We start from the raw sequence: 25,207 nt of genomic DNA, 5'->3' as shown, positions 1-25,207 counted from the left end.
CGCCCCCGAGATGTGGGGGCGGGCCCTGTCACGTGCGGGGCCGGTCAGCCCCAGAACAGGTGGGCGAACCAGTACACCAGCGCTGCGACGATGGCGGCCGCCGGCATCGTGATGAACCAGCCGAGCACGATGTTCTTGGCGACGCCCCAGCGCACCGCGCGGATCCGCTTGGTGGCTCCCGCGCCCATGATCGCCGCGGTGATCACGTGGGTGGTGGAGATCGGAGCCTTGAAGACGAACGAGGTGACGTACATGACCGTCGCGGCGGTGGCCTCGGCGGCGAAGCCCTGCGGCGGATCCAGCTCGATGATCTTGCGGCCGAGCGTCCGCATGATCCGCCAGCCGCCCGCGTAGGTGCCCAGCGAGAGCATCGTGGCGCAGGAGATCTTCACCCACACCGGGATGCCCTCGCCGGAGTGGTGGCCGGAGATGGTGAGCGCCATCACCACGATGCCCATGGTCTTCTGCGCGTCCTGCAGACCGTGCGCCAGCGCCATCGCGGCGGCCGAGGCGGTCTGGGCGACCCGGAAGTTGCGCTTGGCCTTGTGCGGGTTGGCCCGGCGGAAGATCCACAGGATCGCCAGCATCACCAGGAAGCCGCCGACCAGGCCGACCACCGGCGAGACGATCATCGGGATGACGATCTTGTCGAGGACGCCGCCCCAGATCACGTCGATGCCGCCGGCCATGGCCGCGCCCACCATGCCGCCGAACAGCGCGTGCGAGGAGGAGGACGGCAGGCCGAAGTACCAGGTGACCAGGTTCCAGGCGATCGCCCCGACCAGTGCGGCGAACAGGATCACCATGCCCCGGTCGCCGGTGGGGGTCTCGATGATCCCCTGGGAGACGGTGTGCGCCACGCCGCTGCCGAGGAAGGCGCCGGCCAGGTTCATCACCGCGGCCATCGCCAGCGCGGCCCTGGGGGTCAGCGCTCGGGTGGAGACCGAGGTGGCGATCGCGTTCGCGGAGTCGTGGAAGCCGTTGGTGTAGGTGAAGAAGAACGCAACGCCGACGACGGCGATGAGTGCTGCCATGTCCACGAGGGTCAGGACTCCTTGACGGCGATGGTCTCCACCGTGTTGGCGACGTGCTCGAACGCGTCCGCCGCCTCCTCAAGAACGTCCACGACCTGCTTGAGCTTGAGCACCTCGATGGCGTCGTACTGGCCGGAGAACAGGTGGGCGAGCAGCTTGCGGTGGATCTGGTCGGCCTGGTTCTCCAGCCGGTTGACCTCGATCCAGTACTCGGTGAGGTTCGACATGCTGCGCAGGTTCGGCATCGCCTCGGCGGTGAGCTCGGCGGCCCGGGCCAGCACCTCGATCTGCTGCTCGATCCCCTTCGGCAGCGTCTGGATGTCGTAGAGGACGACCAGGTCGACGGCCTCCTCCATGAAGTCCATGATGTCGTCCAGCGACGAGGCGAGGTTGTAGATGTCCTCGCGGTCGAAGGGCGTGATGAAGGACGAGTTCAGCTGGTGGAACACGGCATGGGTGGTGTCGTCCCCGGCGTGCTCGGCGGCGCGCATGCGCTCGACGATCTCCGCGCGGGCCGACACGTCTGATCCCAGCAGTTCCAGCAGGAGCTTCGAACCGACGACGAGGTTCTCCGCGGCGGCAGAGAACATGTCGTAGAAGCTCGTCTCCTTCGGGGTCAGGCTAAAACGCACGGAAATCTCCGATGTGCGGGGTAGGGACTGAACGATGCTAGGTGCAACCAAGCGCAATCGCGCAAACGGGGTGGTGATGGTGGAGGCGGAACCTCCTCTTCCGTTCGGCTGCCGCACCAGCTGACCCGGACCGCACACCCAGGTGCGGACGTGAGCCCCCAGTCTGACGGAACCTCGCCCGGATTGTCCCCGTGGTACGTACGGAAGACGGGGGCGCCGCTCAGACGGGTGAACCGCGCGGCGGCCCGCCCGCAGCCCGTTCGCAGCCCGCTCGCAGACCGTCCGCAGACCGTCCGGAACCCTTCGGCACATGCCGCGTCGGCCGTCGGAACACCACGGACGGCCCCGGTGTTGGACACTGGTGGCCGACGCAGCCACCAGGCATCCAGACGAAGGCGGGCCGATGACCACGACGCAAGCGCGCACCGAGCCGGACCACGGGCACGGCACCGACGCGCAGGCCGACGCACCCGCCGCCCCCGCGGCCGCCGCAGGACATCAGGGCGGGCACGGTCCGCACGGCTACAGCGCGCAGAAGGACGCCCACCTCAAGCGGCTGCGCCGGATCGAGGGCCAGATCCGGGGCCTCCAGCGCATGGTCGACGAGGACGTCTACTGCATCGACGTGCTCACCCAGGTCTCGGCCGGCACCAAAGCGCTGCAGTCCTTCGCGCTGTCCCTGCTGGAGGAGCACCTGCGGCACTGCGTCGCGGCCGCCGCCGAGGAGGGCGGTGCCGAACTCGACGCCAAGGTCGCGGAGGCCACGGCCGCGATCGGCCGGCTGCTGCGCAGCTGAGGCCGGGCCGGGCGAGCAGGTCCGGGCCGCGCACGCCCCCGGTCGCCGACACCCCCGAGCCGCGAACGCCCTACCCGTCGGCCTGCCGCCAGGCCCCGCCGTCGGTCCGCCCCGGCTCGGTCCGGTCGAGCAGCACCTCGTCGATCCGCTCGGTCGGCAGCCGGTCGCCGGTGCTGGCCGTCGCGGCGATCATCAGCTCGCCGGCCAGATCGATCTCGTCGAGGGCCGCGTCGTCGTGGCCGCCGCTGCGGCCGCCCGTGGACGACACCACCTGCACCACCCCTTCAGTGCCTCGCCAGCCCGGGCGGCAGCCACCCGACGTCCAGCCTAGGCACTTCGGAGCCCGTCCACATGGCACGGACGGGCCATCTCGACGCCGCCGAAACGGGTGACCGCCGCTCCCCGGGCGGCCACCCGCTCCGGCGGCGCCCCGGTTCGCCCCGGCGCCGGAGCCCTGCCCCGGCGGCCTACTTCGGACTTTCCGAGGGCTTCATCGCGTAGATGTCCGAGGCCGGCGGCTCGGCCGCCTCCACCGGCTTGCCGAAGTCCGTCACCGAGGTGGTCGACGTCACCTTCACCTGGTCCTTGGCCTCCTTCGAACCGGCCACCCCGGCGAAGGTGAACACCTCGACCACCTTGTGCAGCCGGCCCTGGTCGTCCAGCCAGGCGTCGTACGGGACCTCCTTCACGGTGAAGGTCTGGGCCCCCATCCGCAGGCCGTCCCCGCCGCGGCCGCCGGTCGCGTCGGCCGCCTTGGCCAGGTCCAGGGTGCCGCGGTAGTGGTGCAGCGCCACCCCGTCGACGGTCTCGGTGCCGACCGCGTCCGCCTTCTGCGCCCCGCGCAGGGCGCCCGCCGCCGAGGCCGGGTCGGTGGCGCCGCTGCTGACCAGGTTGCCGTCCGGCAGCTGGCGCACGTCCAGCTTGACCCACTTGCCCTCGGGCACCTTGGCGCCGCTGTTCTGCAGGTAGACGGTGCCCGGCAGGACCACCTCGACGATCTTCCCGGTGGTCGCCGCGCCCGGCGGCACCTGGACCTCCAGTCGGCCGATCCGCTTCACGTAGTCGTAGCCGCCCGTCCCGGTGAAGACGGCCTTCTTCTCGGACGACTCGGTGACCAACTCGGTGGCGGTGTGCGCGGAGCCGGTGCGGCCGGTGATGTCGGCGGTGTTGCGCACCGCCGTCAGCGGGTCCGCGGCGAGCTGGTCGGGGGCACCCGACTGCTGGTCGGAGGAGCCGCCACCGGAGCCGGCCGCGCAGCCGGCGGACAGGCCGGCCAGGGCGGCGGCGAGCAGGGCGGCCCTGGCCGCCGAACGCAGATGCGGCCGCGGACGGCGCCCCGGCCGTCCGCCACGCTGCTGGTCGGTCATCTTCATCCTCGCGACAACCCCCTCGGGCCCGACTGCCCTGCCGACACCACCAGGTGAACAGAGCTCTTTCCGGGCAAACGAGTTGAGCCGCGAAGGGTTACGCGGAAGAGGTCTTGTGGACGGCATCGCGCGCCCGGCGCCCGGCGCGTTACGGTGAACCACGTGCACAGTGAGCTGCCGGCCTCCCCCGGCACCGCCCGGATGCCCGAACACCGCGTCGCGGTCAGCGAGCGCGGTTCCTTCGCCTTCGCGACCTGCAGCTGCGGCTGGTTCTCACCGGCCCGCCGCTCGCGCGACCTGGTCCGGCGCGAGGGGGACGACCACCTCGCGCTCGCGGAGAGCGGCGGCGGACCGGGGTAGCCGGACCGGGCGGCTCACGCGGCCAGATCGGACTCCGGCGGCTGCTCCTCGGAGCGCACCGCCCCGCGCTCGCGCCCGCGCCGCCGGCCGCGCGGGCCGCCGCCGGCGCGCTCCGGCGCCCGGATCAGTGGGGCGAGGGCGGTCCGGCCCAGCGCGTGGCAGAGCGGGACGAGCACCGCCATCGCGATCGGCGCCAGCAGCAGCACCACCGCGGCGGCGAGCGCGAAGCCGCCGATCACGTCGGTCGGGTAGTGCACGCCCATGAACATCCGGCAGAAGCCCTGCAACAGGGCCAGGCCCCCGGCGATCCAGCCGAGCCGCCGGTTCACCAGGGACAGCGCCACCGCCACGCCCATCGTCATGGTCGAGTGGTCGCTGACGAAGGAGTGGGTGCCTGCCTTGCCGTCCACCAGCACCAGCAGCCCGCTGTGGTCGACGAACGGGCGCGGACGGTTCACGATCGCGGCGATCGGCAGGTTGGCCAGCTCGGCGATGGCGACGGAGAGCGGCACCCAGAGCAGCCCGGCGACGGCCACCGGCGCGTCCGGGCGGCGTCTCGCCTGCAGCCAGGCCACCAGGCCCAGCATCGCCAGGCCGATCAGGATGCCGTACTCACCGATCCACGAGACCAGGTGGTCCAGCCACTGCGGGGAGCGCTTGGCCAGTCCGTTGACGGCGTAGAGCAGGCCGAGGTCGGGGTTGGTCGTGTCGGCAAGCGGCGTCGACACGCCGCACCTCCTTCTGGTCCGCTGCAGCTGTTCGATCCGGTCGGGGCCCTTCCCGGCGCGGGAAGCTGACGGTGGGCCATCGGGACCAACGTCATCGCCGGGGCACAGCGTTCCACGGAAACGCGCGGTTATGGAAACTTGACTCAGCGTCCACAGGGCACTCACACCTCGGGGCCACGGGCGGCTCAGTTCTTCGCCGCCGGCCGCCCCGCCCCGGCGGGGTCCGGGCCGGTCGGGGCGGGCGGCGCGGCGGCCACGGGCGGTCCTGCGGCGGGCCGGGTGGCGGCGCTGCTGGGGCTCACCAGGGCTGCCGGGGCCACCGGGGCCACCGGGGCCGAAGGGGCGGTCGCCGCGGTCGGGCCGGTCGGGCCGGTCGGCGCCGTCGAGCCCGGGCGGCTCGGGGCGCTCACGGAGCCGTCCGCGTTGCGGGCCGGCAGCGCCTGGGCGCCGTCCGAGGTGACCCGGGTCGCGCCGATGTACTCCCTGGTGTCGATCTTGTCGTAGCGGATCACCGCGCCGGTGTGCGGCGCGTTGATCATGTAACCGCCGCCGACGTAGATCCCGACGTGGTGGATGCTCCGAGGATCGTTCAGGTCCGTCGCCCAGAACACCAGGTCGCCCGGCCGCAGCTGGTCGCGCGACGGGTGCGGCCCGGCGTACCACTGGTCGTTCGCCACCCGGGGCAGCGTGATGCCCACGCTGGCGTACGCCGCCTGGGTCAGGCCCGAGCAGTCGAACCGCCCGTTCTGCGAGGGCAGCCCCTCCCCGCCCCACAGGTACGGCGTCCCGAGCTTGCTCTGCGCGAAGTAGATCGCCCCGGCCGACTGCCCGGACACCTCCACCGGCGCCGTGGGCACCGAGAAGCTGCGGGCCATCGCCTGAATGTTCCTCACATAGCCCTGGGTCTCCTTGTACGGCGGCACCCCGTTGTACTTGGTCACCGCGTACGGGCCGGCGTTGTAGGCGGCCAGCAGGTTGGCCTGCCGGTCGCCCGGGACCTTGGCGACGTCCTTCGCGAGCGCGCAGTCGAAGGTGGCCGCCGAGGCGATCGCGTCCAGCGGGTCCCAGACGTCCTTCTTGCCGTCCCCATTGGCGTCCGTGCCGTACGCCGCCCAGGTATCGGGCATGAACTGCGCCATTCCCTGTGCCCCGACGCCCGATTGGGCCTTCGGATCGAAACCGCTTTCCTGGTAGAGCTGTGCCGCGAGCATCGGCGGCGAGATCTCCGGGCAGAGCGCGCCCCACTGCTGGATCGGCGCCTGGAACGCCGCCGGGACCGTCCCCGGCGAGAGTGCGGCGCGATTCGCCGACTGCTGCGGCGTCCCACTCGCCGCGAACGTCCCCACCGTCACCAAACCGAGCAACCCGAACGTCACAACTCCCGCAGCGGCGGCGGCCGTACCGGCCTTCCGGAGTACCATCAGCACCATCCCGACGAATCGTCAGTCGAAGTGTTCCGGAAGGCGTTGCTCACCGCAATCATCAGAGATACAAAGAGTGAGCGCTATCCTTCGTACGGTGGACATCCTCGCGTACGTGCCCGGTGCCTCACGACCAATCCGCGAGAAGTAGCCAAGTCGACATCAGATCTGGCCAAGAATAGGTACCGACCCTTCGCGCGGGCGGGGTCAGGGCCCTTGAATTTGCCTGATCGGGCGGTGAGATGGAAATGAACCTGAGCAGCGTGCACACGAACGCGATCGGCCACCTGGCCGAGGACCCTCCAAAGAAGCCGAATATCGACACCATCATCGGCGGGATCGCCCCGGACTGGGGCCCGTTCGCGACCCTCGGGTCGGAGGCCAGGGTGATGGTCGAGGTCATCATGGCCGTCGCCATCCTCATCTGCCTCGGCATCGCCGTCTGGGGGGCGGCCAAACAGCGGATCGGTGCGACCGCGATGCGCGACAGCTTCGGCGCCGAACAGGGCAAGGGGCTGATCGTCGCCGGTCTGACCGGCGTGTTCATCATTGGATCACTCGGCACGCTGTTCACCATTGTCTACGGCATGGCGATCTGACGATCGGACAGCAGTAGTCAGGCCCGCCCGCCCGCCCCGGGGCCAGGTCCCCGTCCGGACCGCCCCGAGCCCACCCGCCAGCAGTCCACCCCCCGTTCCCACCCTCCGTCCGCGCCCGCCCCCGGCGGAGGGCCCCCGGAGCCCCCCGGCTCCCCGCACCAGGAGGGCCGCCGTGCCGTTGTCCGACGACCAGCCGCACACCCGTACGCGGCTGCCGGTCGGCGAACAGCCCTCCTCCCAGCCGACCCCGCGTCAGGCCCGACCGCTCCGCACCCTGCTGACCGTCCTCGTCGTCGTCACCCTGCTCGTCGTGGCCATCGCCATCGCCAACCGCGACAAACCCGACCCCGGCAGCACCGGCCGCTCCGCCGACCACGCCGCCCCCACCGCGCCCGCCGGCGCCGGCCCCGCCCCCAGCGGCGACCAGCCCGTCGGCACCACCACCAACGGCATCGGATCCGGCTACCCGCACACCGACCAGGGCGCCCAGTCCGCCGCCGCCAACTACGCGGTGGCGATCGGCTCCGCCGACATGTTCCGCGCCGACAGCCGCCACGCCATCGTCGCCACCATCGCCGACCCGGGCGCGGTTTCCGGCCTGCAGAGCCGCCTGGACCAGGGGTTCGGCGGTGACACCGCCGCCCGTTACGGCCTCGACGCCCAGGGCCGCGCGCCCAAGGGCCTCACGTTCGTCAGCCGCACCGTCCCGGTCGGGGCCAAGTCGACCGGCTACAGCGACGGCGACGCCAAGGTCGAGGTCTGGTGCACCGGCCTCACCGGCCTCGCAGGCGAACACTCGGTCCAGCCCGTGACGACGAACTGGTTCACCCTCACGCTCTCGCTCCACTGGACGGGCAGCGACTGGAAGCTCACCGACTTCACCAGCAAGCAGGGTCCCGCGCCGATGCCGGGGGACCAGCAGGCCGCCACCGCCGACGAGATCACCGGCGCCGTCCAGCAGTTCGGGGGGTTCCGCTATGCCCGTTGACCAGACCTCACACCGTTCCACCGGACGCCGAGCGGGCACGCTGGCGGGGGCGTTCGCCGCCTTGCAGGTCGCGGCGCTGCTGGCGGCCCAGCGGGTGTTCGCCGAGCCGTCACCGACGGCCACGCCGTCCGCCACCCCCACGTGCCAGAAGGTCGATCTGCCGATCCCGGGCAGCGACGCGGGCTGCGCCCCGAATGGCGCGGTCGTCATCCCGGGCAGTGGGACCGTCGGGAGTGTGACCGATCCGTTGGGGTCGTTGGCCAAGGGGTGTGCCCAGGCGGCGGCTTGGGTGGTGCGGAAGCTGTCGAGCGCGATCGACGGGACGACGCAGGTGGACTTCACCAATGCGTCGTTCCTGCAGCAGTACGCGGTGGTGTTCGCCGTGTCGACGGTGATCACGCTGGTGCTGTGGCTGCTGGCGGTGACGAAGCGGGCGGTGCGGGGGGCGCCGTTGGCGACGGCGTTCACGGAGGCGATCGGCTTCCTGTGGCTGACCGTCGTGGCGTCCGCGTTCACGCCGCTGATCCTCTACACCGTGGTGAGCGTGACGGACGGGCTGACCAAGGCGATCGCGGTGGGGACGAAGTCGGACACCGGGTCGTACCTGGGCGCGTTCGCCGACACCCTGGAGAAGGGTGACATGGGCGGCGGCCCGCTGATCCTGATCATCGTGTCGCTGGTGGCGGTGCTGGCGGCGGCGGTGCTCTGGATCGAGCTGTTGATCCGGGCGGCGATGCTGTACGTGGGCGCGCTGCTGGGTACGGCGGTGTACGCGGGGTTGGTGGACAAGCAGCTGTGGAAGCACGTGCGCCGGTGGGCGGGGGTGATGGTGGCGGTGGACCTGGCGAAGCCGATCATCGTGGTCATCCTGGGCCTGGCGGGTGCGGTGGCGACGGGTGCCGGGGCCAGCGACGACTTCGCGCGGGTGCTGTCGGGGCTGGCGATCCTGTTCCTGTCGATCTTCGCGAGTGCCGCGGTGTACCGCTTCGTGCCGGGCTTCGGCGACGAGATCATGAACATGCGCCATGCCCGGGCGAGCGCGGTGTCGGCCGGATCGGCGATGATCAACGGCACCGCGAACCTGATGAAGCAGGGCATCACCACCCACGGTGACCGCGGGCCGGTCGGCGCGGGTGGCGGCGGCGGGGGTGCGGGCGGCGGTTCCGTCGCGCCGGGCATCGCCGCGCACGCCGGGCGGACGCCGGCGCCACCACCGCAGGCCGGGCCGCCGCAGACCTCGGTTCCGATCCGCGACAGCAACTCAGCGAAGGGAGGGTGACGGGTAAGTGAGCAGTGAACCGCTCGGCCAGTACGGAGCCCAGTACGCCCAGCCGTACGTGCACCAGCGCCGCACCTACCTGATCGGCAAGGCCCGCCCGAACGCGCCGATCGGCCGCAACCGGGAGTCCGGCGAGATCGTCCTGATCATCTTCGGGGCGTTCCTCGGCATGCTCTGGGGCCTGCTGATGCCGATCCTGCCGCTGCGGATCGGCGGCCTGATCGGCCTGCCGATGGTGGCCATCGCGGCGGTGTACGTGCCGTACCGCAGGCGGACGTTCTACAAGTGGGCGGAGATCAACCGCACCTACCGCCGGACGGTGCGGAGCGGCCGGTCGGTGTGGCGCTCGGACGTGATGGACGCCGGGACCCGGATGGACGGCCGCGAGGTGGAGGTCGGCCCGCCGCCCGGGGTGGGGCGGCTGCGCTGGCTGACCGCGCCGTTCGGGCCGGACGAGGTCGGGGTGCTGATGCACCTGGAGCGGCGGACGGTGACGGCCGCGATCGAGATCGAGGGCCCGGGTGTAGGCCTGCGCGACTCGGAGGACCAGGAGGCGCTGGTCGACCGGTTCGGCACGCTGCTGAAGCACGTCGCCAACGGGGACGGCTTCGTGACCCGGTTGCAGATCCTGGCCCGGACGCTGCCGGCCGACCCGGACGCGCACGCCAAGGACGTCGAGCGGCGCGGGGACCACGACGCGCCGCGCTGGCTGCAGGACTCGTACGACCAGTTGCAGTCGATGGTGTCGACCTCCTCGGAGCAGCACCGGGCGTACCTGGTCGCGTGCATGCACTACACCCGCGACCTGGCGGCCGAGGCGCACGCGATGGGCCGTACGGCGACCGGTCGGCGGGCCCGGGACGACGAGGGGCTGGCGGCCGTGATGGCGCGCGAGCTCACCGACATCTGCGCCCGGCTGGCGGAGGCGGACATCCGGGTGCGCCAGCCGTTGGGGCAGGCCCGGCTCTCCTCGCTGCTGCACTCGATGTACGACCCGGACCACCCGATCGACCACATCCAGGCGATGTCCCGGCGCAACGCCTGGCCGGCCGAACTGGACGCGACCAACCCGCAGTACCTGGAGGCGAAGACCCGCGAGTCGGCGACCCGGGAGCCGTGGTGCCACGCCACCGCGTGGATCAAGGAGTGGCCGCTGACCCCGGTGGGGGTCAACTTCCTGGCGCCGCTGCTTGTGCACACCCCGGACGTGATCCGGACGGTCGCGGTGACGATGGACCTGGAGCCCACCGACGTCGCGATCGAGCGGATGCTGACCGAGAAGACCAACGACGAGGCGGAGGCCAGCCGCGCGGCCAAGATGAACCGGACGGTCGACCCGCGCGACCTGGCCCACACCGGCCGGGTGGACCAGCGCGGCGACGACCTGGCCTCCGGCGCGGCCGGCGTGAACCTGGTCGGCTACATCACGGTGTCCTCGCGCAACCCCGACGCGCTGGCCCGGGACAAGCGCACCATCCGGGCCTCGGCCGGCAAGAGCTACCTCAAGCTGGAGTGGTGCGACCGCGAGCACCACCGGGCCTTCGTCAACACCCTGCCGTTCGCGACCGGCATCCGCCGCTGACACCCGGTCCGCACCGCTCCACCACCGCCCGTCGACCAGACCAGGAGGCCGTACATGGCGCTCGGCAACCTCTCCGAGGCGTTCACCAGCCTGATGTTCGGCAAGGTGGAGACCACCCGGCTGCCGGTGCGCACCTCCACCGGCCAGGCGCAGGCGGTCTACCTGCCCACCGCCGCGCCGGGGCTGGGCGACTCGGGCGTGATCATCGGCCGTGAGGTGTACAGCGGCAAGGGGTACGTCTACGACCCCTTCCAGCTGTACGGGCAGCAGCTGCCGGCCCCGCACTGGCTGGTGCTCGGCGAGTCCGGCAACGGCAAGTCGGCGCTGGAGAAGACGTACGTGCTGCGGCAGTTGAGGTTCCGCGACCGGCAGGTCGTGGTGCTCGACGCGCAGGGCGAGGACGGCGTCGGCGAGTGGAACCTGATCGCCAACGCGCTGGGCATAAAGTCGATCCGGCTCGACCCGATGGCCGCCCGGGACGGCGGGGTGAAGCTCAACCCGCTGGATCCGGCGATCACCCAGACCGGCCAGCTGTCGCTGCTGCGCACCATCGTCGAGGTGGCGATGGGGCGGGGCCTGGAGGAGCGGGCCGGGTTCGCGCTGAAGGCCGCGCACGCCCATGTGGTGGCGACGGTGACGGACCGCCAGCCGGTGCTCGACGACATCATCGACACCCTGCGCAGCCCCGAGCTGTCCTCGGTGGAGTCGCTGGGCGTGGCGGTGGACGAGGTGCAGTCCTGGGGCCTGGACGTGGCGCTGGTGCTGGACCGGCTGGTCGACGGCGACCTGCGCGGCATGTTCGACGGGTCGACTACCGACGGCATCGACCTGGACGCGCCGCTGATCGTCTTCGACCTCTCGCACATCGACCGGAACTCGATCGCGATGCCGATCCTGATGGCGATCGTCGGCGTGTGGCTGGAGCACACCTGGATCCGGCCGGACCGGAAGAAGCGCATCTTCCTGGTCGAGGAGGCCTGGCACATCATCAACAGCCCGTTCGTGGCACAGCTGTTCCAGCGGCTGCTGAAGTTCGGCCGCCGGCTCGGGCTCTCCTTCGTCGCGGTGGTGCACCACCTGTCGGACGTGGTGGACGGCGCGGCGGCCAAGGAGGCGTCGGCGATCCTGAAGATGGCCTCCACCCGGACGATCTACATGCAGAAGGCGGAGGAGGCGCGGGCCACCGGCCGGGTGCTGGGCCTGCCGCGCTGGGCGGTGGAGATCATCCCCACCCTGTCGCCGGGCATCGCGGTCTGGGACGTCAACGGCAACGTCCAGGTGGTCAAGCACATCATCACCGAGGCCGAGCGGCCGCTGGTGTACACCGACCGTGCGATGACCGAGGACGCGGTGGCCGAACGGGACCGGGCCGAGCGGCAGTTGGCGGCCGAGCCGGGAGTCTGAGCGGCCGGCGGGGGTCCGGGCGGCTCTGCAGGGCGGCGCCGGGAGGCTCGGACGGGGGCAGCGGCCCTGGTCGGACGGCGACGGTTCGTCAGGAGGTAATCCTCTCGTTACGTTCGACATCCTGACAGCTACGCGCGTTGACTCTAGGCTTCACAGGCGCAACACATCGCTCAGACGCCCGGTCCAGTCCACAGCGGGCGCTCCTCCAAGGTGCAGGGGACCCTCATGCTCACCGTCAGATCCCGACGCGCGGCGCTCGCCGTCGTCGCCGCCGCAGGTCTGTTCGGCACGGTGGCCGTGCCGACGGCCGCGCAGGCCGCCGACGCCAACGCCAAGCGTCACAAGACCGTCAACCTCCAACTGCTGGCGATCAACGACTTCCACGGCAACCTGGAGCCCCCGGCCGGCTCGTCCGGCACCATCCGGGAGATCGACCCGGCCACCGGCAAGGAGGTCTCGACTCCGGCCGGTGGCATCGAGTACCTGGCCACCGAGCTGCGCAAGGCGCGGATCCCGGCCGACGACTCGATCACCGTCGCGGCCGGCGACATCATCGGCGCCAGCCCGCTCACCTCGGCGCTCTTCCACGACGAGCCGACCATCGAGGCGATGGACAAGCTCGGCCTGGACGTCACCTCGGTCGGAAACCACGAGTTCGACGAGGGCGCGCAGGAACTGCGGCGCATGCAGGACGGCGGCTGCCACCCGGTCGACGGCTGCTACGAGCCCGGCCGCACGTTCAAGGGCGCCAACTTCAACTACCTGTCGGCCAACGTCACCGACGAGAAGACCGGCAAGCCGCTGCTGGCCCCCTACTGGGTGACCAAGTCCCAGGGCGTGAAGGTCGGCTTCATCGGCGTCACCCTGGAGGGCACGCCGAACATCGTGACCGCCGAGGGCGTCAAGGGCCTGAAGTTCGCCAACGAGGTCACCACGATCAACAAGTACGCCGCCGAGCTCAAGGCCAAGGGCGTCAACTCGATCGTCGCGCTGATCCACGAGGGCGGCTACCCGGCCAGCAGCGTCTACAACTACGACTGCGGCCCGGCCGGCCAGGGCATCTCCGGTCCGATCGTCGACATCTCCAAGAAGCTCGACCCGTCGATCGGCGCCATCGTCACCGGCCACACCCACAACGCGTACGCCTGCACCATCCCCGACCCCAACGGCGTCCCGCGCTCGGTCACCAGCGCCGCCTCCTTCGGCCGGCTGTACACCGAGATCGACATGAAGCTGGACAAGACCACCGGCGAGATCGTGCGCCCGACGGTCAAGGCCGAGAACCACGTGGTGCGCCGCACCGTCGAGAAGGCGCCCGACATGACGGCGCTGGTCGACCACTACTCCAAGCTGGCCGCCCCGATCGCCAACCGGCCGATCGGCTACATCGCCTCGGACATCAACGGCCGCGGCAACAGCGACCTGGAGAAGCCGCTCGGCGACCTGATCGCCGACGCGCAGGTGGAGGGGCTCGCCCCGGCCGCCAAGGGCGGGGCGCAGATCGCCTTCATGAACCCCGGCGGCATCCGCGCCGACCTGGTCTACAAGGCCTCCGGCGCCGAGGGCGACGGCGTGGTGACCTACGGCGAGGCGTTCACCGTCCAGCCGTTCACCAACATGATGCAGGTCAAGACACTGACCGGCGCCCAGCTGGTGCAGCTGCTCCAGCAGCAGGTCAGCGGCTCCAACGAGGCCGCGCCGAAGATCCTCCAGGCGTCCTCGGGCCTGCGCTACACCCTGGACATGCGCAAGACCGGCGCGGACCGGGTGGTCGTCGACTCGATCCGGCTGAACGGCGCTCCGATCGAGGCGGCCGCCAAGTACCGGGTCGCGGCCAACGAGTTCCTGGCCGGCGGCGGCGACGGCTTCCCGGCCTTCGCGGCCGGCACCGACAAGCTCGTCGGCGCCTCCGACCTGGACGTCTTCGCGGCCTACCTGGGTGCCCACAGCTCGGCGGCCTCGCCGCTGAAGGCCCCGGCGCAGGACCGGATCAAGGTCATCGGCCCGGGCGTCGACATCGACTGACCGTGAGCCGGTACGGGACGGGCGGGGCGCTGTCGGGGCGCCCCGCCCGTCCTGCGTTGTCCGCGGGTCCCGCCCTATTCGGGGGTGGGGCCGCCGGGCAGCCGGACGGTCGCCAGCGCGCCCGGTCCGCCGTCCCCGGCCGGGCCCAGCGACACCTCGCCGCCCGCCTCCCGGACGCTCTGCGCGACGATCGACAGGCCCAGGCCGGAGCCGGGCAGCTGCCGCGAGGACGGCGAACGCCAGAACCGGTCGAACACGTACTGCAGTTCCTCCGGCGGAATGCCGGGGCCGTGGTCGCGGACGGTCAACACGCCCTGCTGGAGCCGGACTTCGATGGTGCCGCCGGGCGGGCTGTACTTGACCGCGTTGTCCAGCAGGTTGATCACCGCGCGTTCGAGCCCGGGGGCGTCGCCGTGCACGAACCAGGGGTCGGTCGCGGTCTCGAAGACCAGCCCCGGGCCGCGCAGCTTCGCCCGCTCGACCGCCCGTCCGGCGATCTCGTGCAGGGCCACCACGGTGGGGTTGTGGACCGGCTTGGGGGAGTCCGGGCGGGACAGCTGGAGCAGGTCCCCGATCAGGACGGTGAGCTCCTGCATCTGCGCCTTCATGTTGCCCAGCAGCTTGGTCTTGGTCGCGGCGGGCAGCGGGCGGCCCGTGTCGTTGCTGCGGATCAGCAGGTCGACGTTGGTGCGCAGCGAGGTGAGCGGGGTGCGCAGCTCGTGCCCGGCGTCGGCGATCAGCCGGGTCTGCCGCTCGCGGGAGTTGGCGAGGGCGGTGCTCATCGAGTTGAAGGAGGTGGAGAGCCGGGCGATCTCGTCGTCCCCCTGGACGGGGATGGTGGTGCCGACCTCCTCGGTGCGGGCGATGTGCTCGACGGCGTCGGTGAGTTGGTCGACGGGCTTGAGCGCGGACCGGGCGACCACGCGGCCGGCGATGGCGGCGAGGATGATCCCGCCGAGGGCCACGCCGCCGAGGAGGAGGGCGAGCCGCTGGAGGGAGTCCTCGATGGGCTGGGAGGGGGTCGCGACCATGACGACGACGGGCACCTGGAAGCTGTGGTTGAGGGTCAGCCGGACGATCGCGGGGTCACCGTTGGTGTACCTGCCGTCCCGGATGATCGACTGGCCCGGCTTGAGCCGGAATCCGGCGGCGTCCTCCGACGTGGTCGCGATGGCCTTGGTCGCCCCGGGGGGCAGGCAGACGCCCCCGGCCCGGAGGAACTGGGTGTCCCGGGGGACGGCCCCGCTGATGTCCGGGATGCCGACGCCGCGCTGGTTCTCCAGCGCGGCTTCCGGGGTGGCGTAGCAGGTCAGGGGGTACTTCCCGATCGGTGCTGCGGGAGCACCCGCCAGGTCCGCCCGGACCTGGTCGTACAGCTGCTTCTCCACGATGAACCAGCAGGCCAGCGCCGACAGGGCGATGGCCACCGCGACCGCGGCCGCGCTCAGGAAGGTGAGGCGGCTGCGGAGGGAGCGGGAGCGGAGCCAGTGGGTGAGGCGCCGGCGGCGGGGGGCGCCGGGTGGAGCCAGTGGCGGGGGCGGGTAGGGCGTGGGGGAGGTCACGTGGTGGCGCCGGCGGCCGGGCGCAGGGCGTAGCCGACGCCGCGTACGGTCTGGATGAGGCGGGGCATGCCGCCCTGCTCGGTCTTGCGGCGCAGGTACATCACGTAGACGTCCAGGGAGTTGGAGGAGGGTTCGAAGTCGAAGCCCCAGACGGCCTTGAGGATCTGTTCGCGGGTGAGGACCTGGCGGGGGTGGGAGAGGAACATCTCCAGCAGCATGAACTCGGTGCGGGTGAGTTCGACGGGCTTGCCTGCGCGGGTGACCTCGCGGGTGGCGGTGTTCATCCGCAGGTCGCCGAAGGCCAGCACCTCGCTCTCGTCCTCGGCGGCGGCGCGGGCGGCGGCCTCGGTGGCGAGGGCGTTGCGGCGCAGCAGGGCGCGGACGCGGGCGAGCAGTTCGTCGAGCTCGAAGGGCTTGGCGAGGTAGTCGTCGGCGCCGACGTCCAGGCCGGTGACGCGGTCGCCGACGGCGTCGCGGGCGGTGAGCATCAGGACGGGGACGGTGTCGCCGCGGGAGCGCATCCGGCGGACGGCGGTGAGGCCGTCCATCCGGGGCATCATGATGTCCAGCAGGACGAGGTCGGGCCGGTCGCGTTCGACGGATTCCAGGGCCTCGTAGCCGTCGGTGGCGGTGGCGACCTCGTAGCCCTCGAAGGCGAGGCTGCTCTCCAGGGCGTCCCGGAGGGCGGGTTCGTCGTCGACCACGAGGAGCCGGGCGGAGGGGTGGCCGGCCTCGGCGGGGGTGCGGTCGTCGGCGGACGGGGTCATGGGCTGCTGCCCTTTCTCGTCGGGTGGAGGGCCTGCTGGGAGTACCGGGGGTAATTGTCCGTCTTACAGGTTCTGGCCGGCCTCCAGTTTCGGCAGAACCTGCTTGATGTCGTTGATCGGGATGGCGAAGCCGAGGCCGACGCTGCCGGCGCTGCTGCCGCCGCCGCCGGCGGTGGAGCTGGCGCCGCTGGGGGCGTACATCGCCGAGTTGATGCCGATGACCTGGCCGTTGGCGTTGATGAGCGGGCCGCCGGAGTTGCCGGGGTTGAGGGCGGCGTCGGTCTGGAAGGCCTTGTAGGTGGTGGTGCTGCCGCTGTTCTGCTGCGGGAGGTTGCCGCGCGTTCCGGGCAGGTTGGGCAGGCCGGGCAGGCTGGGGAAGCCGAAGCCGCCGTTGCTGCTGGTGGTGCCCTCGTCGAGCTGGACGGTGACGTCGCGGTTCTCGGCGCTGATGATGCCGGAGGTGACGGTGCCGGTGAGGCCGTCGGGGTTGCCGATGGCGACGACGGGGTCGCCGACGGCCACGCCGGAGGAGTCGCCGAGGGTGGCGGGGGTGAGGTTCTTGCCGCCGCCGGCGGTGATCACGGCGACGTCGAGGGACTTGTCGGTGCCGGTGACGGTGGCCGCGGCGGTGGAGCCGTCCTTGAAGGTGACGGTGATCTGGCCGCCGTCGGCGGCGGTGTCGATCACGTGGTAGTTGGTGAGGATCCGTCCGCTGGTGTCGAGGATGACGCCGGTGCCGGTGGCGGTGCCGTTGCCGTTCTTGACGGTGATCTGGACGACGCTCGGCGAGACGGCGGCGGCGATGGCCGGCACGTCGGCTCCGCCGTCGGAGCGGGCGGAGACGGGGCTGGCGACGGTGCTGGTGCGGGTGGCGGAGCCGTGCTGCTCGGCGGCGACGAACCCGCCGGTGACGCCGCCGATGACGGCGGCGACCGCGGCGACGGCGGTGACCAGGGCGAGCCGCCCGCGCAGCAGGCCGCGCCGGGTGCGGTTGCCGTGGCCGCCGTGGCCGCCGGGCCGGCCGGCGGTGGGCGGCTCGGGGGGCATGGGCGGGGGCGGGGAGTCGAAGCCGCCGGCCGAGTGGTCCTCGCGGTACCCGTAGGCGGTCGTGGCGGCGCTGCTGCCGAGGACGGTGCCCTCGACCACGCGGGGCTCGTACGGGCCGTACTGCTCGTCGTGGTGCTGCTGCTGTTCGCTCATGCAGACCAAAGTCCGCCTGGTGGATGAGGATGGCATGAGAACCGGCTCAGAAGGGTCCGAGAAGCCCGTTGGGTTCTCATAAAGCCTGGTCAGGCGGTGTGCGGCGGCGGGTGGAGCGGAGTGCGCTACTCCGCTTCCCCGGTCGGGACCGCCGCGGCGCCGCCGCAGCCGCAGGAGCGCCGGATCACCAGGCGGGACGGGAACTTGCGGACCCGCTCGGTGTCCGATCCGGGCACCATCAGCGAGTCGTCGAGCACCAGGTCCACGGCGGCCCGGGCCATCGCGTCGCGGTCGGAGGCGACGGTGGTCAGCGGCGGGTCGGCGAGCGCGGCCTCGGGGACGTCGTCGAAGCCGGCCACCGCGAGGTCCTCCGGGACCTTCAGGCCGACCTCGCGGGCGGCCCGCAGCACGCCGATCGCCTGGTCGTCGGTGGAGCAGAAGATCGCCCGCGGCCGGTCCGGCGAGCGCAGTACCCCGAGCGCGACCTCGTACGCGCCGTAGCGGTGGAAGGGCGCGTCGATCAGGTGGGGCTCGGTGGGCAGGCCGTGCGCGTCCATGGCGCGCTGCCAGCCCTCGACGTGGTCGATGACCGGGTCGCCGGGGGCGGGGGACTCGACCGGGCCGCCGAAGCAGGCCACGTACGGGTGCCCGTGCACCTCCAGCAGGTGGCGGACGACGGCCTCGGCGCCGCCCACGTCGTCGGTGACCACCGCGACGTCGTCGATCGCCTCGGGGCGGCGGTGCAGCAGCACGACCTTGGCGCCCTCCATCGCGGCGAACTCCTCGGCGGCGCGCTGCGAGGGGCCCTGGCTGACCAGGATCAGGCCGGAGACGCGCATGCCGAGGAAGGCCCGGACGTAGTGCACCTCGCGGTCGTCCACGTAGTCGGAGTTGCCGATCAGCACGAGCTTGCCGCGCTCGGAGGCGGCCCGTTCCACGGCGTGCGCCATCTCGGCGAAGAAGGGCTGGCGGGCGTCCGGGACGACCATGCCGATCAGGTTGGTCCGGCGGGAGGCCATCGCCTGGGCGACGCTGTTCGGCCGGTAGCCGAGCTGCTCGATCGCGGCGAGGACCTTCTCCCGGGTCGCGGGCGCGACCGGGCGCGGCCCGTTGTTGATGACGTAGCTGACGACCGCGGTCGAGGTACCAGCCAGCCGGGCTACATCGTCGCGCGTCACTTTGGCCACGGGGGGAGTCTACGCGTGTGGCGTGCGCGTCGGCAGTGGGACCTGGGGCTTTCCGGCAGGGCTTTCGGCAGGTGCCGGGGGAGCGAACCGGACAAGCCGGGCGGGGTCGGCCCGCCCGGCCGCCGGTCAGGCCTCCAGCGGCGCCGAGGGGCGCTGGGCGAGCTCCGGGCGCTCGCCCTTCTCCGGCTTCTCCGGGACGACGAAGCGGTAGCCGACGTTGCGCACGGTGCCGATCAGCTGCTCGTGCTCGACGCCGAGCTTGGCGCGCAGCCGTCGGACGTGCACGTCCACCGTCCGGGTACCGCCGAAGTAGTCGTAGCCCCAGACCTCCTGCAGCAGCTGGGCCCGGGTGAAGACCCGGCCGGGGTGCTGGGCGAGGTACTTGATCAGCTCGAACTCCTTGAAGGTGAGGTCGAGCGCCCGGCCCTTGAGCTTGGCGGAGTAGGTGGCCTCGTCGACCGAGAGGTCGCCGTTGCGGATCTCCATCGGGCTGTCGTCGGTGCTGATGTGGAGCCGGCCGAGTGCGAGCCGCAGCCGGGCCTCGACCTCGGCCGGGCCGGCGGTGTCCAGCAGGACGTCGTCGATGCCCCACTCGGCGGTGACGGCGGCGAGGCCGCCCTCGGTCACCACCAGGATCAGCGGGCAGCCGATGCCGGTGGAGCGCAGCAGCTGGCAGAGGCTACGGATCTGCGGCAGGTCGCGCCGGCCGTCGACCAGGATGACGTCCGCACTGGGGGTGTCCACCAGGGCGGATCCCTCGGCGGGGGCCACCCGGACGTTGTGCAGCAGCAGGCCGAGGGCCGGCAGCACCTCCGCGGAGGGTTGCAGAGCGTTGGTGAGGAGGAGGAGAGAACTCATACCCGGTAGTCCCCTTTCCGGGTCGTCGCGGTCGCGTTACGGCTGCCGCCACAGCCGGATGGCGCACGTGCTGAGGGCGGGGGGAGGAGGACGGACGCCCGAGGAGCGCCGGAGGACCGGCCGGTGCGCAGGACGCGACGGCGCACGCGCCGAGGGTCCCGCAACCCCTGGCGCACCGTTTCTGCCCTGTTCATCCCGCGAACCCTCCGGTTTGTTCCGGTCCCGGGCGGCGGCCCGGGTGCCGGGTGGACACCCCGGCCGGCCGGGGCACGTCGTCGTGCCGCGTGGGGCGGGGCGGTTCCCGCGACGCGCCGGGGGTGGGCCGACGAATCGCAAGAATGTCCGTACTGGCGTCCTGAAAGCACAAAAGGACCCGGGGGCGACTCTGCCCGGATCCCTCTTGGACGTCGAGAATAGCCGACGGCCCTCCGCGCCGGGAGGGCTCGAATCCGGCGGTTCGCCCAATCCGGGCGCGCGCCGGGTGAGCCTGGACACAGCTTCGAGCCGTCCTCCGGGCCCCCTCGGCCAGGGCGATTGCCCCTCGTGGCGGCGGACACGCCATCATGGGACGCACATCGGCGGCGCCGTGCGAGTCCATCTTTCGGGTGGTCGGGCGGCCCGGTGGCGAGCCGGACCGGGGCACCGGGGCCGGGCGAGGACGACGAGAAGGGGTGGCCCGATGGGTGTGACCACGGAGCCCGCGAGCGGCGCCCGGGTGCGCGGGACGATCCGCTACTGGGCGGCCGCGAAGTCCGAGGCCGGGCTGGCCGAGGAGCCGTACGAGGCGGTGACCCTGGCGGAGGCGCTGGCACAGGCCAGGCGGCGGCACGCGGACCGGCCGAAGCTCGTCCAGTTGCTCGGGCACTGCTCCTACCTGGTCGACGGCTCCCAGGTCGGCGGCCGGGACCACACGGCCGTGCCCCTCACCGAGGGCGGCACGGTCGAGGTGCTGCCCCCGTTCGCGGGAGGCTGAGCGGCGTGACGGACATGAACAACGCGAACCAGGGCGGCTACGGCGAGTGGCCGCAGCAGTCCCCGCCGCCCCAGCCGCCCTACCGGCATCCGCAGCAGCAGCCCCACCCCCCGTACCCGCAGCCGCCGTACCCGCAGGCCCAGGCGCCGCAGCCGGGGCAGCAGCCGCCGTACGGCTACCCGGGGTACGGTCAGCCGCCGATGGATGACGCGGCGACCACGCTGCTGCCGCCCGTCCCCGCGCTGGACGACGCCACGGCGACCACGCTGCTGCCGCCCGTGCCGCCGATGGACGACGCGGCCACCACGCTGCTGCCGCCCGTGCCCCCGATGGACGACGCGGCCGCGACGACGCTGCTGCCGCCGGTGGTCGTGTCCGGCGCGATGCCGACCGCTCCGCCGGCCTGGACGCCCGCCCCGCCGCCGCCGGCGGCACGGCATGCCGCGCCGCCGCAGGCCCGGCACGCCGCTCCGGCACCGGTCCCGCGGCAGGCGGCCCCGCCGACGGCGCCCCCGCAGCAGGGGCAGGGAGCGCCCGCCCTCGACTCGCCGACCATGACGCTCAAGCGCCCGGTCGCCCCCGGCGGCCCGGCGGGCGCCCCGGCCGCGCCGCCGTACGCGGCCGTCCCGGCGCGGCCCGCGCCGGTGGCACCGCCCGCCGGCCCGCGCGGCCGGACCGGTTCGCCGATCATCGATCCGGGCCTTCAGCCCGCGCTGATCACCGCCGGCGTGGCCGCGCTGCTGGCCGGCGGCGCCGCGCTCGGGCAGGTGGCGCTGGCACTGGTGGTGGCGCTGCTCCAGGTGCTGACGGCGGCCGGCTGGTTCCGGCTGAACGGGATGTGGCCGGCCCGCCAGGGCATCGCGCTCGCCGCGCTGGCCGGGCTGACCGCGGACGCGGCGGTGCTGCTGGCGGACTCCGAGGGCAGCGTGGCGGCGGTGGTCGGCACGCTGGGCGGGTTCTTCCTGCTGGTCCTGGTGCTGCAGACGTTCCGTCCCTCGGACCCGAAGGAGCGGTTCTACGCGCTGACGGTGCTCGGCTCGGCCACGGTGGTGACGGCGCTGTGCACCTCGCTGCTGGTGGCCGACTGGGTGCCGGCCGGGGTGGGCGCGGTCGCGCTGGCCACCGTGCTGGCGGCGGCGCCGTTGCCCGGCCCGAAGCTGCTGGGCCCGGTGCTGGGCCTGGCGGCGGCGGTGCTGCTGGGTCTGCTGGTGGGCGCGCCGCCGGCGCTGGGGGTGCTGGCGGGGCTGGGTGCGCTGGTCGGCCGACGGGTCGCGGCGTACGACTTCCCGTCCCGGTTCGTGCACATGACGGCGGGCGTGGCGCTGCCGCTGGCGGTGGCCTCGCCGCTGATCTGGATCGCCACGGACCTGCTGGCCGGCTGACACCCGGCCGACGACGGCGAGTCCCGCTCCGGAACCATGCTCCGGGGCGGGACGTCGTACGGTCGGGCGGGAACGGCCTTGGCCGGGGCCGCCATGGAACGCCGGGCGAGGAACACCGGACGAGGACAGCGAACGACGACGGCGACCGGCGACGACGGGGAGTGCGATGCGCGGATGGCTGAAGGCGACGATCGGCCTGGTGGTGCTCTCCGGCCTGCTGGTCGGTGCCGACCGGATCGCGGTCGGGGTGGCCGAGGACCAGGCCGCCGACCGGATGGTGAGCAGCGGCCGGATGAGCCAGCGGCCGGACATCTCGATCGAGGGCTTCCCGTTCCTCACCCAGGCGCTGTCGATGAAGCTGGACGACGTCCGGATCTCCTCCGACGGCCTGACCGTCGGTGACGGCGGCCGCCAGGTGGCGCTGCGCTCCTTCAAGGCCCGGCTGTCCGGCGTCACGGTGAGCGACAGCCTGAGGAGTGCCACGGTGGACAGCGGCACCGGCAGCGGCCTGATCTCGTACGCGGACCTCGCGCAGCTGCTGCCGCCGGCCTCCCAGCTGATGTCGGGGGCGGGCAAGCTGCCGGTGGGCGGCAACACCCGGCTGGCCCTGTCGTACGGCGGGCCGGGCAAGATCAAGGCCGCGCTGGGGCCGGTCGCGGTCGGCGAGGGCTCGGTGCACAGCAGCGGGAGCACCGTCACCGCGGACGGCTTCCAGCTCAGCGCGCTGGCCGGGATGTTCGCCGGGGTCACCGACCAGCGGCTGAAGCCGATGAGCTTCACCCTCGACTCGCTCCCGGCCGGGCTGAAACTGGCCGACAAGGACGGGGCGACGCCGCTGCCGGAGGGCCTGCAGCTGACCTTCGAGGGCAAGGGCGTCAACCTGCTGGGCTGACCGGCCGGTCACTTCCGCTCCCGTGCCGTTCCCTCCCCCCGTTCCCTCCCCCCCGCTCCCTCCCTCCGTTCCTTCCATTTCTTCCGTCTCCTGCGTTCCGCTCCGCGAGACGCGCCGTCCGGTGCCTCTCGCGGAGCGGTGTCGTTTCCGCCCGTTGTGGGCCGCCCGGGGCCGCCGGCCTCGGGCGGGACGGCGGCCCCGCAGGCCATGAAAGGGTCAAATCTCGGTATTCGGGCTATTCAGTCTCGACATTCGGTACGCTGATGACAGCGGGCCTCCGGTGTCCCTAGCATCGTCGACATGAAGCGACAGACGGATCTCACGAAGCGGCGGGCGGTCGACCTGTGCCGCGTGGCCGCCTGTCTGTGTCGAATGCGCTAACTCGGCGTTTTGGCTGGGCAGTTGAAGCCCGCCGCCGATTTTCCCGGTGACCTTGCCCGGCCACCCCGGCCGGCCGTCGCCGCCGCACCCCGCAGCTCCCCGCCGGTCGGCCCGGACCGCCACCCCCGTCCCAGTATTCGGACAGGAATTCGGACCGCAGTCGCCCGGGCACCCAGCAGCACCTCCCGAGCAGAACCTTCCGCACACCGCCCTCGGATGGAGAACACCACCATGAGCCGCAGCGACGTCCTGGTCGACGCCGACTGGGTCCAGGCCCACCTGGACGACCCGAAGGTCGTCATCGTCGAGGTCGACGAGGACACCTCCGCGTACGACAAGAACCACATCCGCAACGCCGTCCGGATCGACTGGAAGCAGGACCTCCAGGACCCGGTCCGCCGCGACTTCATCGACCAGGCCGGCTTCGACGCGCTGCTCAGCGCCAAGGGCATCGCCAACGACGACACCGTCGTGCTCTACGGCGGCAACAACAACTGGTTCGCCTCGTACGCCTACTGGTACTTCAAGCTGTACGGCCACGGTGACGTCCGCCTGCTGGACGGCGGCCGCAAGAAGTGGGAGCTGGACTCCCGCGACCTGGTCGCCGAGGTGCCGGCCCGCGAGGTCACCGAGTACCGGGCGCAGGCCGCCGATTCCTCGATCCGCGCCTTCCGCGACGACGTGCTCGCGGCCATCGGCCAGCTCAACCTGGTCGACGTCCGTTCGCCCGACGAGTTCTCCGGCAAGCTGCTCGCCCCGGCGCACCTCCCGCAGGAGCAGTCGCAGCGCCCCGGCCACGTGCCGAGCGCCCGCAACATCCCGTGGGCCAAGAACGCCAACGACGACGGCACCTTCAAGAGCGACGACGAGCTCAAGGCGCTGTACGAGGCCGAGGGCATCGACCTGGCGAAGGACACCATCGCCTACTGCCGCATCGGCGAGCGCTCGGCGCTCACCTGGTTCGTCCTGCACGAGCTGCTCGGCCAGGAGAACGTCAAGAACTACGACGGTTCGTGGACCGAGTACGGCAGCCTCGTCGGCGTGCCGATCGAGCTCGGCAGCAACTGAGCCCGCGGCTCGACCGTCGTCAGAAGGGAAGACAAGACATGTGCGGTGCGAAGGCCGGCGGCCCGGACCTGGCAGGAGTTGACGTGGCGAACGAGACGATCATCCAGGGTTCGGTGACCCGCGACGGTGAGCCGGTCAACGGCTACGTCCGGCTGCTCGACGAGGGGGGCGAGTTCACGGCCGAGGTGCCCACCTCGGCGACCGGCCAGTTCCGGTTCTTCGCCCGCCCGGGCAAGTGGACCCTGCGCGCGCTGGTGCCGGGCCAGACCGTGGACCGTCAGGTGGTGGCCTCCCAGGGCACCGCCGTCGAGGTCGCGATCGCGGTCTGATCGGTACCCGATCCGCCCGTTCCACCTGAGCCACCCGAACCACCCGATCCGCCTGATCCACGGGCGGAGTGCACCGAGGGCCCTGCCGCGGCAGGGCCCTCGGTCGTACCGTGGAGACGTGCAGACAAGGCGGCGGCGGCATTACTACTTCGCCCTGATGGGCGTCTGCCTGGGCCTGTTCGTGCTGGCCTGGGGCGTGGTGAGGTTCTTCTCCGTGCCCGCCGCCATCGGCATGTGCGTGGTCGCGATGGTGATCCCGCCGGCCGCCGCCGTGTTCGCCAACAAGCGGGACCCGGACGACGACTGGTGGAACGACCCGCGCTGGGACGACCCGAAGTGGGACGAGCCCGGCCACGACCGGGACCGCCCCGACCACGAGGAGCACCCGTAGCC

At 72.2% G+C, this 25,207-nt stretch carries 26 protein-coding genes; 15 read left to right on the top strand and 11 right to left on the bottom strand.

From position 1 onward, the window contains the following. Nucleotides 1-44 precede the first annotated feature (44 nt). Together ACIP37_RS34360 and ACIP37_RS34355 are read right to left on the bottom strand one after the other, a co-directional pair. Complete coding sequence (locus ACIP37_RS34360) at nucleotides 45-1,040, bottom strand: inorganic phosphate transporter (protein WP_063348283.1); 996 nt, start codon at nucleotides 1,038-1,040, stop codon at nucleotides 45-47. A 5-nt stretch (nucleotides 1,041-1,045) separates the two neighbouring features. Beyond that, the gene (locus tag ACIP37_RS34355) at nucleotides 1,046-1,666 is read right to left on the bottom strand and encodes a DUF47 domain-containing protein (RefSeq protein ID WP_063348282.1); all 621 of its coding nucleotides are present in this window, start codon (nucleotides 1,664-1,666) and stop codon (nucleotides 1,046-1,048) included. Nucleotides 1,667-2,069: 403 nt separating this feature from the next. Between ACIP37_RS34355 and ACIP37_RS34350 the strand changes: the two genes are divergently transcribed. Continuing rightward, complete coding sequence (locus ACIP37_RS34350; protein ID WP_363586545.1) at nucleotides 2,070-2,462, top strand: metal-sensitive transcriptional regulator; 393 nt, start codon at nucleotides 2,070-2,072, stop codon at nucleotides 2,460-2,462. Between the two features lie 70 nt (nucleotides 2,463-2,532). On the opposite strand, the gene ACIP37_RS34345 is transcribed toward ACIP37_RS34350, so the two are convergent. Further along, nucleotides 2,533-2,733: a hypothetical protein gene (locus tag ACIP37_RS34345; RefSeq protein WP_400845136.1), complete on the bottom strand. Its 201-nt coding sequence runs from the start codon at nucleotides 2,731-2,733 to the stop codon at nucleotides 2,533-2,535. Nucleotides 2,734-2,929: 196 nt separating this feature from the next. After that, the gene (locus ACIP37_RS34340) at nucleotides 2,930-3,829 is read right to left on the bottom strand and encodes a hypothetical protein (protein ID WP_363586547.1); all 900 of its coding nucleotides are present in this window, start codon (nucleotides 3,827-3,829) and stop codon (nucleotides 2,930-2,932) included. 162 nt (nucleotides 3,830-3,991) lie between these two features. On the opposite strand from ACIP37_RS34340, the gene ACIP37_RS34335 reads away from it, so the two are divergent. Next, on the top strand, nucleotides 3,992-4,189 hold the full coding sequence (locus ACIP37_RS34335; protein WP_363586548.1) for a hypothetical protein: 198 nt from the start codon (nucleotides 3,992-3,994) through the stop codon (nucleotides 4,187-4,189). A gap of 14 nt (nucleotides 4,190-4,203) precedes the next feature. Here ACIP37_RS34335 and ACIP37_RS34330 read toward each other — a convergent pair whose 3' ends face one another. Beyond that, complete coding sequence (locus ACIP37_RS34330) at nucleotides 4,204-4,917, bottom strand: phosphatase PAP2 family protein (protein ID WP_400845132.1); 714 nt, start codon at nucleotides 4,915-4,917, stop codon at nucleotides 4,204-4,206. Between the two features lie 185 nt (nucleotides 4,918-5,102). Next, a complete protein-coding gene (locus ACIP37_RS34325; protein ID WP_400845129.1) occupies nucleotides 5,103-6,347 on the bottom strand; it encodes an NlpC/P60 family protein in 1,245 nt (414 codons plus the stop codon). Between the two features lie 239 nt (nucleotides 6,348-6,586). Between ACIP37_RS34325 and ACIP37_RS34320 the strand changes: the two genes are divergently transcribed. From ACIP37_RS34320 to ACIP37_RS34295, 6 genes are all read left to right on the top strand, one after another. After that, entirely contained in the window at nucleotides 6,587-6,937 is a 351-nt protein-coding gene (locus ACIP37_RS34320; protein ID WP_350885142.1) for a hypothetical protein, read from the top strand. A 172-nt stretch (nucleotides 6,938-7,109) separates the two neighbouring features. Then, nucleotides 7,110-7,925 (top strand): hypothetical protein, encoded by an 816-nt coding sequence (locus tag ACIP37_RS34315; RefSeq protein WP_400808943.1) that lies wholly within the window; start codon nucleotides 7,110-7,112, stop codon nucleotides 7,923-7,925. Continuing rightward, nucleotides 7,915-9,204, top strand: a complete 1,290-nt coding sequence (locus ACIP37_RS34310; RefSeq protein WP_400808940.1) for a hypothetical protein — start codon at nucleotides 7,915-7,917, stop codon at nucleotides 9,202-9,204. The genes ACIP37_RS34315 and ACIP37_RS34310 overlap by 11 nt, the downstream gene beginning before the upstream one ends. A gap of 7 nt (nucleotides 9,205-9,211) precedes the next feature. Next, complete coding sequence (locus ACIP37_RS34305) at nucleotides 9,212-10,786, top strand: SCO6880 family protein (RefSeq protein ID WP_350885148.1); 1,575 nt, start codon at nucleotides 9,212-9,214, stop codon at nucleotides 10,784-10,786. Nucleotides 10,787-10,840: 54 nt separating this feature from the next. Beyond that, nucleotides 10,841-12,190: an ATP-binding protein gene (locus ACIP37_RS34300; RefSeq protein ID WP_363586551.1), complete on the top strand. Its 1,350-nt coding sequence runs from the start codon at nucleotides 10,841-10,843 to the stop codon at nucleotides 12,188-12,190. Nucleotides 12,191-12,415: 225 nt separating this feature from the next. Beyond that, complete coding sequence (locus ACIP37_RS34295; RefSeq protein WP_400808936.1) at nucleotides 12,416-14,215, top strand: bifunctional metallophosphatase/5'-nucleotidase; 1,800 nt, start codon at nucleotides 12,416-12,418, stop codon at nucleotides 14,213-14,215. A gap of 74 nt (nucleotides 14,216-14,289) precedes the next feature. On the opposite strand, the gene ACIP37_RS34290 is transcribed toward ACIP37_RS34295, so the two are convergent. The 5 genes from ACIP37_RS34290 to ACIP37_RS34270 all read right to left on the bottom strand — a co-directional run bounded on the left by ACIP37_RS34290 (nucleotide 14,290) and on the right by ACIP37_RS34270 (nucleotide 19,789). Continuing rightward, entirely contained in the window at nucleotides 14,290-15,777 is a 1,488-nt protein-coding gene (locus tag ACIP37_RS34290; RefSeq protein WP_400808935.1) for a sensor histidine kinase, read from the bottom strand. Continuing rightward, nucleotides 15,774-16,544 (bottom strand): response regulator transcription factor, encoded by a 771-nt coding sequence (locus tag ACIP37_RS34285; RefSeq protein ID WP_363586554.1) that lies wholly within the window; start codon nucleotides 16,542-16,544, stop codon nucleotides 15,774-15,776. Before ACIP37_RS34285 ends, ACIP37_RS34290 begins: the two co-directional genes overlap by 4 nt. A gap of 63 nt (nucleotides 16,545-16,607) precedes the next feature. Further along, nucleotides 16,608-17,744 (bottom strand): S1C family serine protease, encoded by a 1,137-nt coding sequence (locus ACIP37_RS34280; RefSeq protein WP_400808931.1) that lies wholly within the window; start codon nucleotides 17,742-17,744, stop codon nucleotides 16,608-16,610. A gap of 125 nt (nucleotides 17,745-17,869) precedes the next feature. After that, the gene (locus ACIP37_RS34275; RefSeq protein WP_363632082.1) at nucleotides 17,870-18,931 is read right to left on the bottom strand and encodes a LacI family DNA-binding transcriptional regulator; all 1,062 of its coding nucleotides are present in this window, start codon (nucleotides 18,929-18,931) and stop codon (nucleotides 17,870-17,872) included. A 126-nt stretch (nucleotides 18,932-19,057) separates the two neighbouring features. Further along, the gene (locus ACIP37_RS34270; RefSeq protein WP_350885162.1) at nucleotides 19,058-19,789 is read right to left on the bottom strand and encodes a response regulator transcription factor; all 732 of its coding nucleotides are present in this window, start codon (nucleotides 19,787-19,789) and stop codon (nucleotides 19,058-19,060) included. A 679-nt stretch (nucleotides 19,790-20,468) separates the two neighbouring features. Here ACIP37_RS34270 and ACIP37_RS34265 point away from each other — a divergent pair. The 7 genes from ACIP37_RS34265 to ACIP37_RS34235 all read left to right on the top strand — a co-directional run bounded on the left by ACIP37_RS34265 (nucleotide 20,469) and on the right by ACIP37_RS34235 (nucleotide 25,205). Then, nucleotides 20,469-20,762, top strand: coding sequence for a MoaD/ThiS family protein (locus tag ACIP37_RS34265; protein WP_400808927.1), 294 nt, complete (start codon nucleotides 20,469-20,471; stop codon nucleotides 20,760-20,762). 5 nt (nucleotides 20,763-20,767) lie between these two features. Then, the gene (locus ACIP37_RS34260) at nucleotides 20,768-22,144 is read left to right on the top strand and encodes a hypothetical protein (protein WP_363632083.1); all 1,377 of its coding nucleotides are present in this window, start codon (nucleotides 20,768-20,770) and stop codon (nucleotides 22,142-22,144) included. Between the two features lie 166 nt (nucleotides 22,145-22,310). Next, nucleotides 22,311-23,036 carry a DUF2993 domain-containing protein gene (locus tag ACIP37_RS34255; protein WP_363586559.1) on the top strand — a complete coding sequence of 242 codons (726 nt, stop codon included), beginning with the start codon at nucleotides 22,311-22,313 and terminating at the stop codon, nucleotides 23,034-23,036. Between the two features lie 300 nt (nucleotides 23,037-23,336). Then, on the top strand, nucleotides 23,337-23,417 hold the full coding sequence (locus ACIP37_RS34250) for an Ms5788A family Cys-rich leader peptide (RefSeq protein WP_350517234.1): 81 nt from the start codon (nucleotides 23,337-23,339) through the stop codon (nucleotides 23,415-23,417). Between the two features lie 231 nt (nucleotides 23,418-23,648). Continuing rightward, a complete protein-coding gene (locus ACIP37_RS34245; protein WP_363632085.1) occupies nucleotides 23,649-24,485 on the top strand; it encodes a sulfurtransferase in 837 nt (278 codons plus the stop codon). Nucleotides 24,486-24,523: 38 nt separating this feature from the next. After that, the gene (locus ACIP37_RS34240; protein WP_030059605.1) at nucleotides 24,524-24,814 is read left to right on the top strand and encodes a DUF1416 domain-containing protein; all 291 of its coding nucleotides are present in this window, start codon (nucleotides 24,524-24,526) and stop codon (nucleotides 24,812-24,814) included. 118 nt (nucleotides 24,815-24,932) lie between these two features. Continuing rightward, nucleotides 24,933-25,205, top strand: a complete 273-nt coding sequence (locus ACIP37_RS34235) for a DUF3099 domain-containing protein (RefSeq protein ID WP_350885170.1) — start codon at nucleotides 24,933-24,935, stop codon at nucleotides 25,203-25,205. The last annotated feature ends 2 nt before the right edge of the window (nucleotides 25,206-25,207 follow it).

The sequence above is a fragment of the Kitasatospora sp. NPDC088861 genome (assembly GCF_044750105.1).
In the GTDB taxonomy this organism is placed as follows: Bacteria; Actinomycetota; Actinomycetes; order Streptomycetales; family Streptomycetaceae; genus Kitasatospora.
This window is presented reverse-complemented; position numbering and strand designations above follow the sequence as displayed.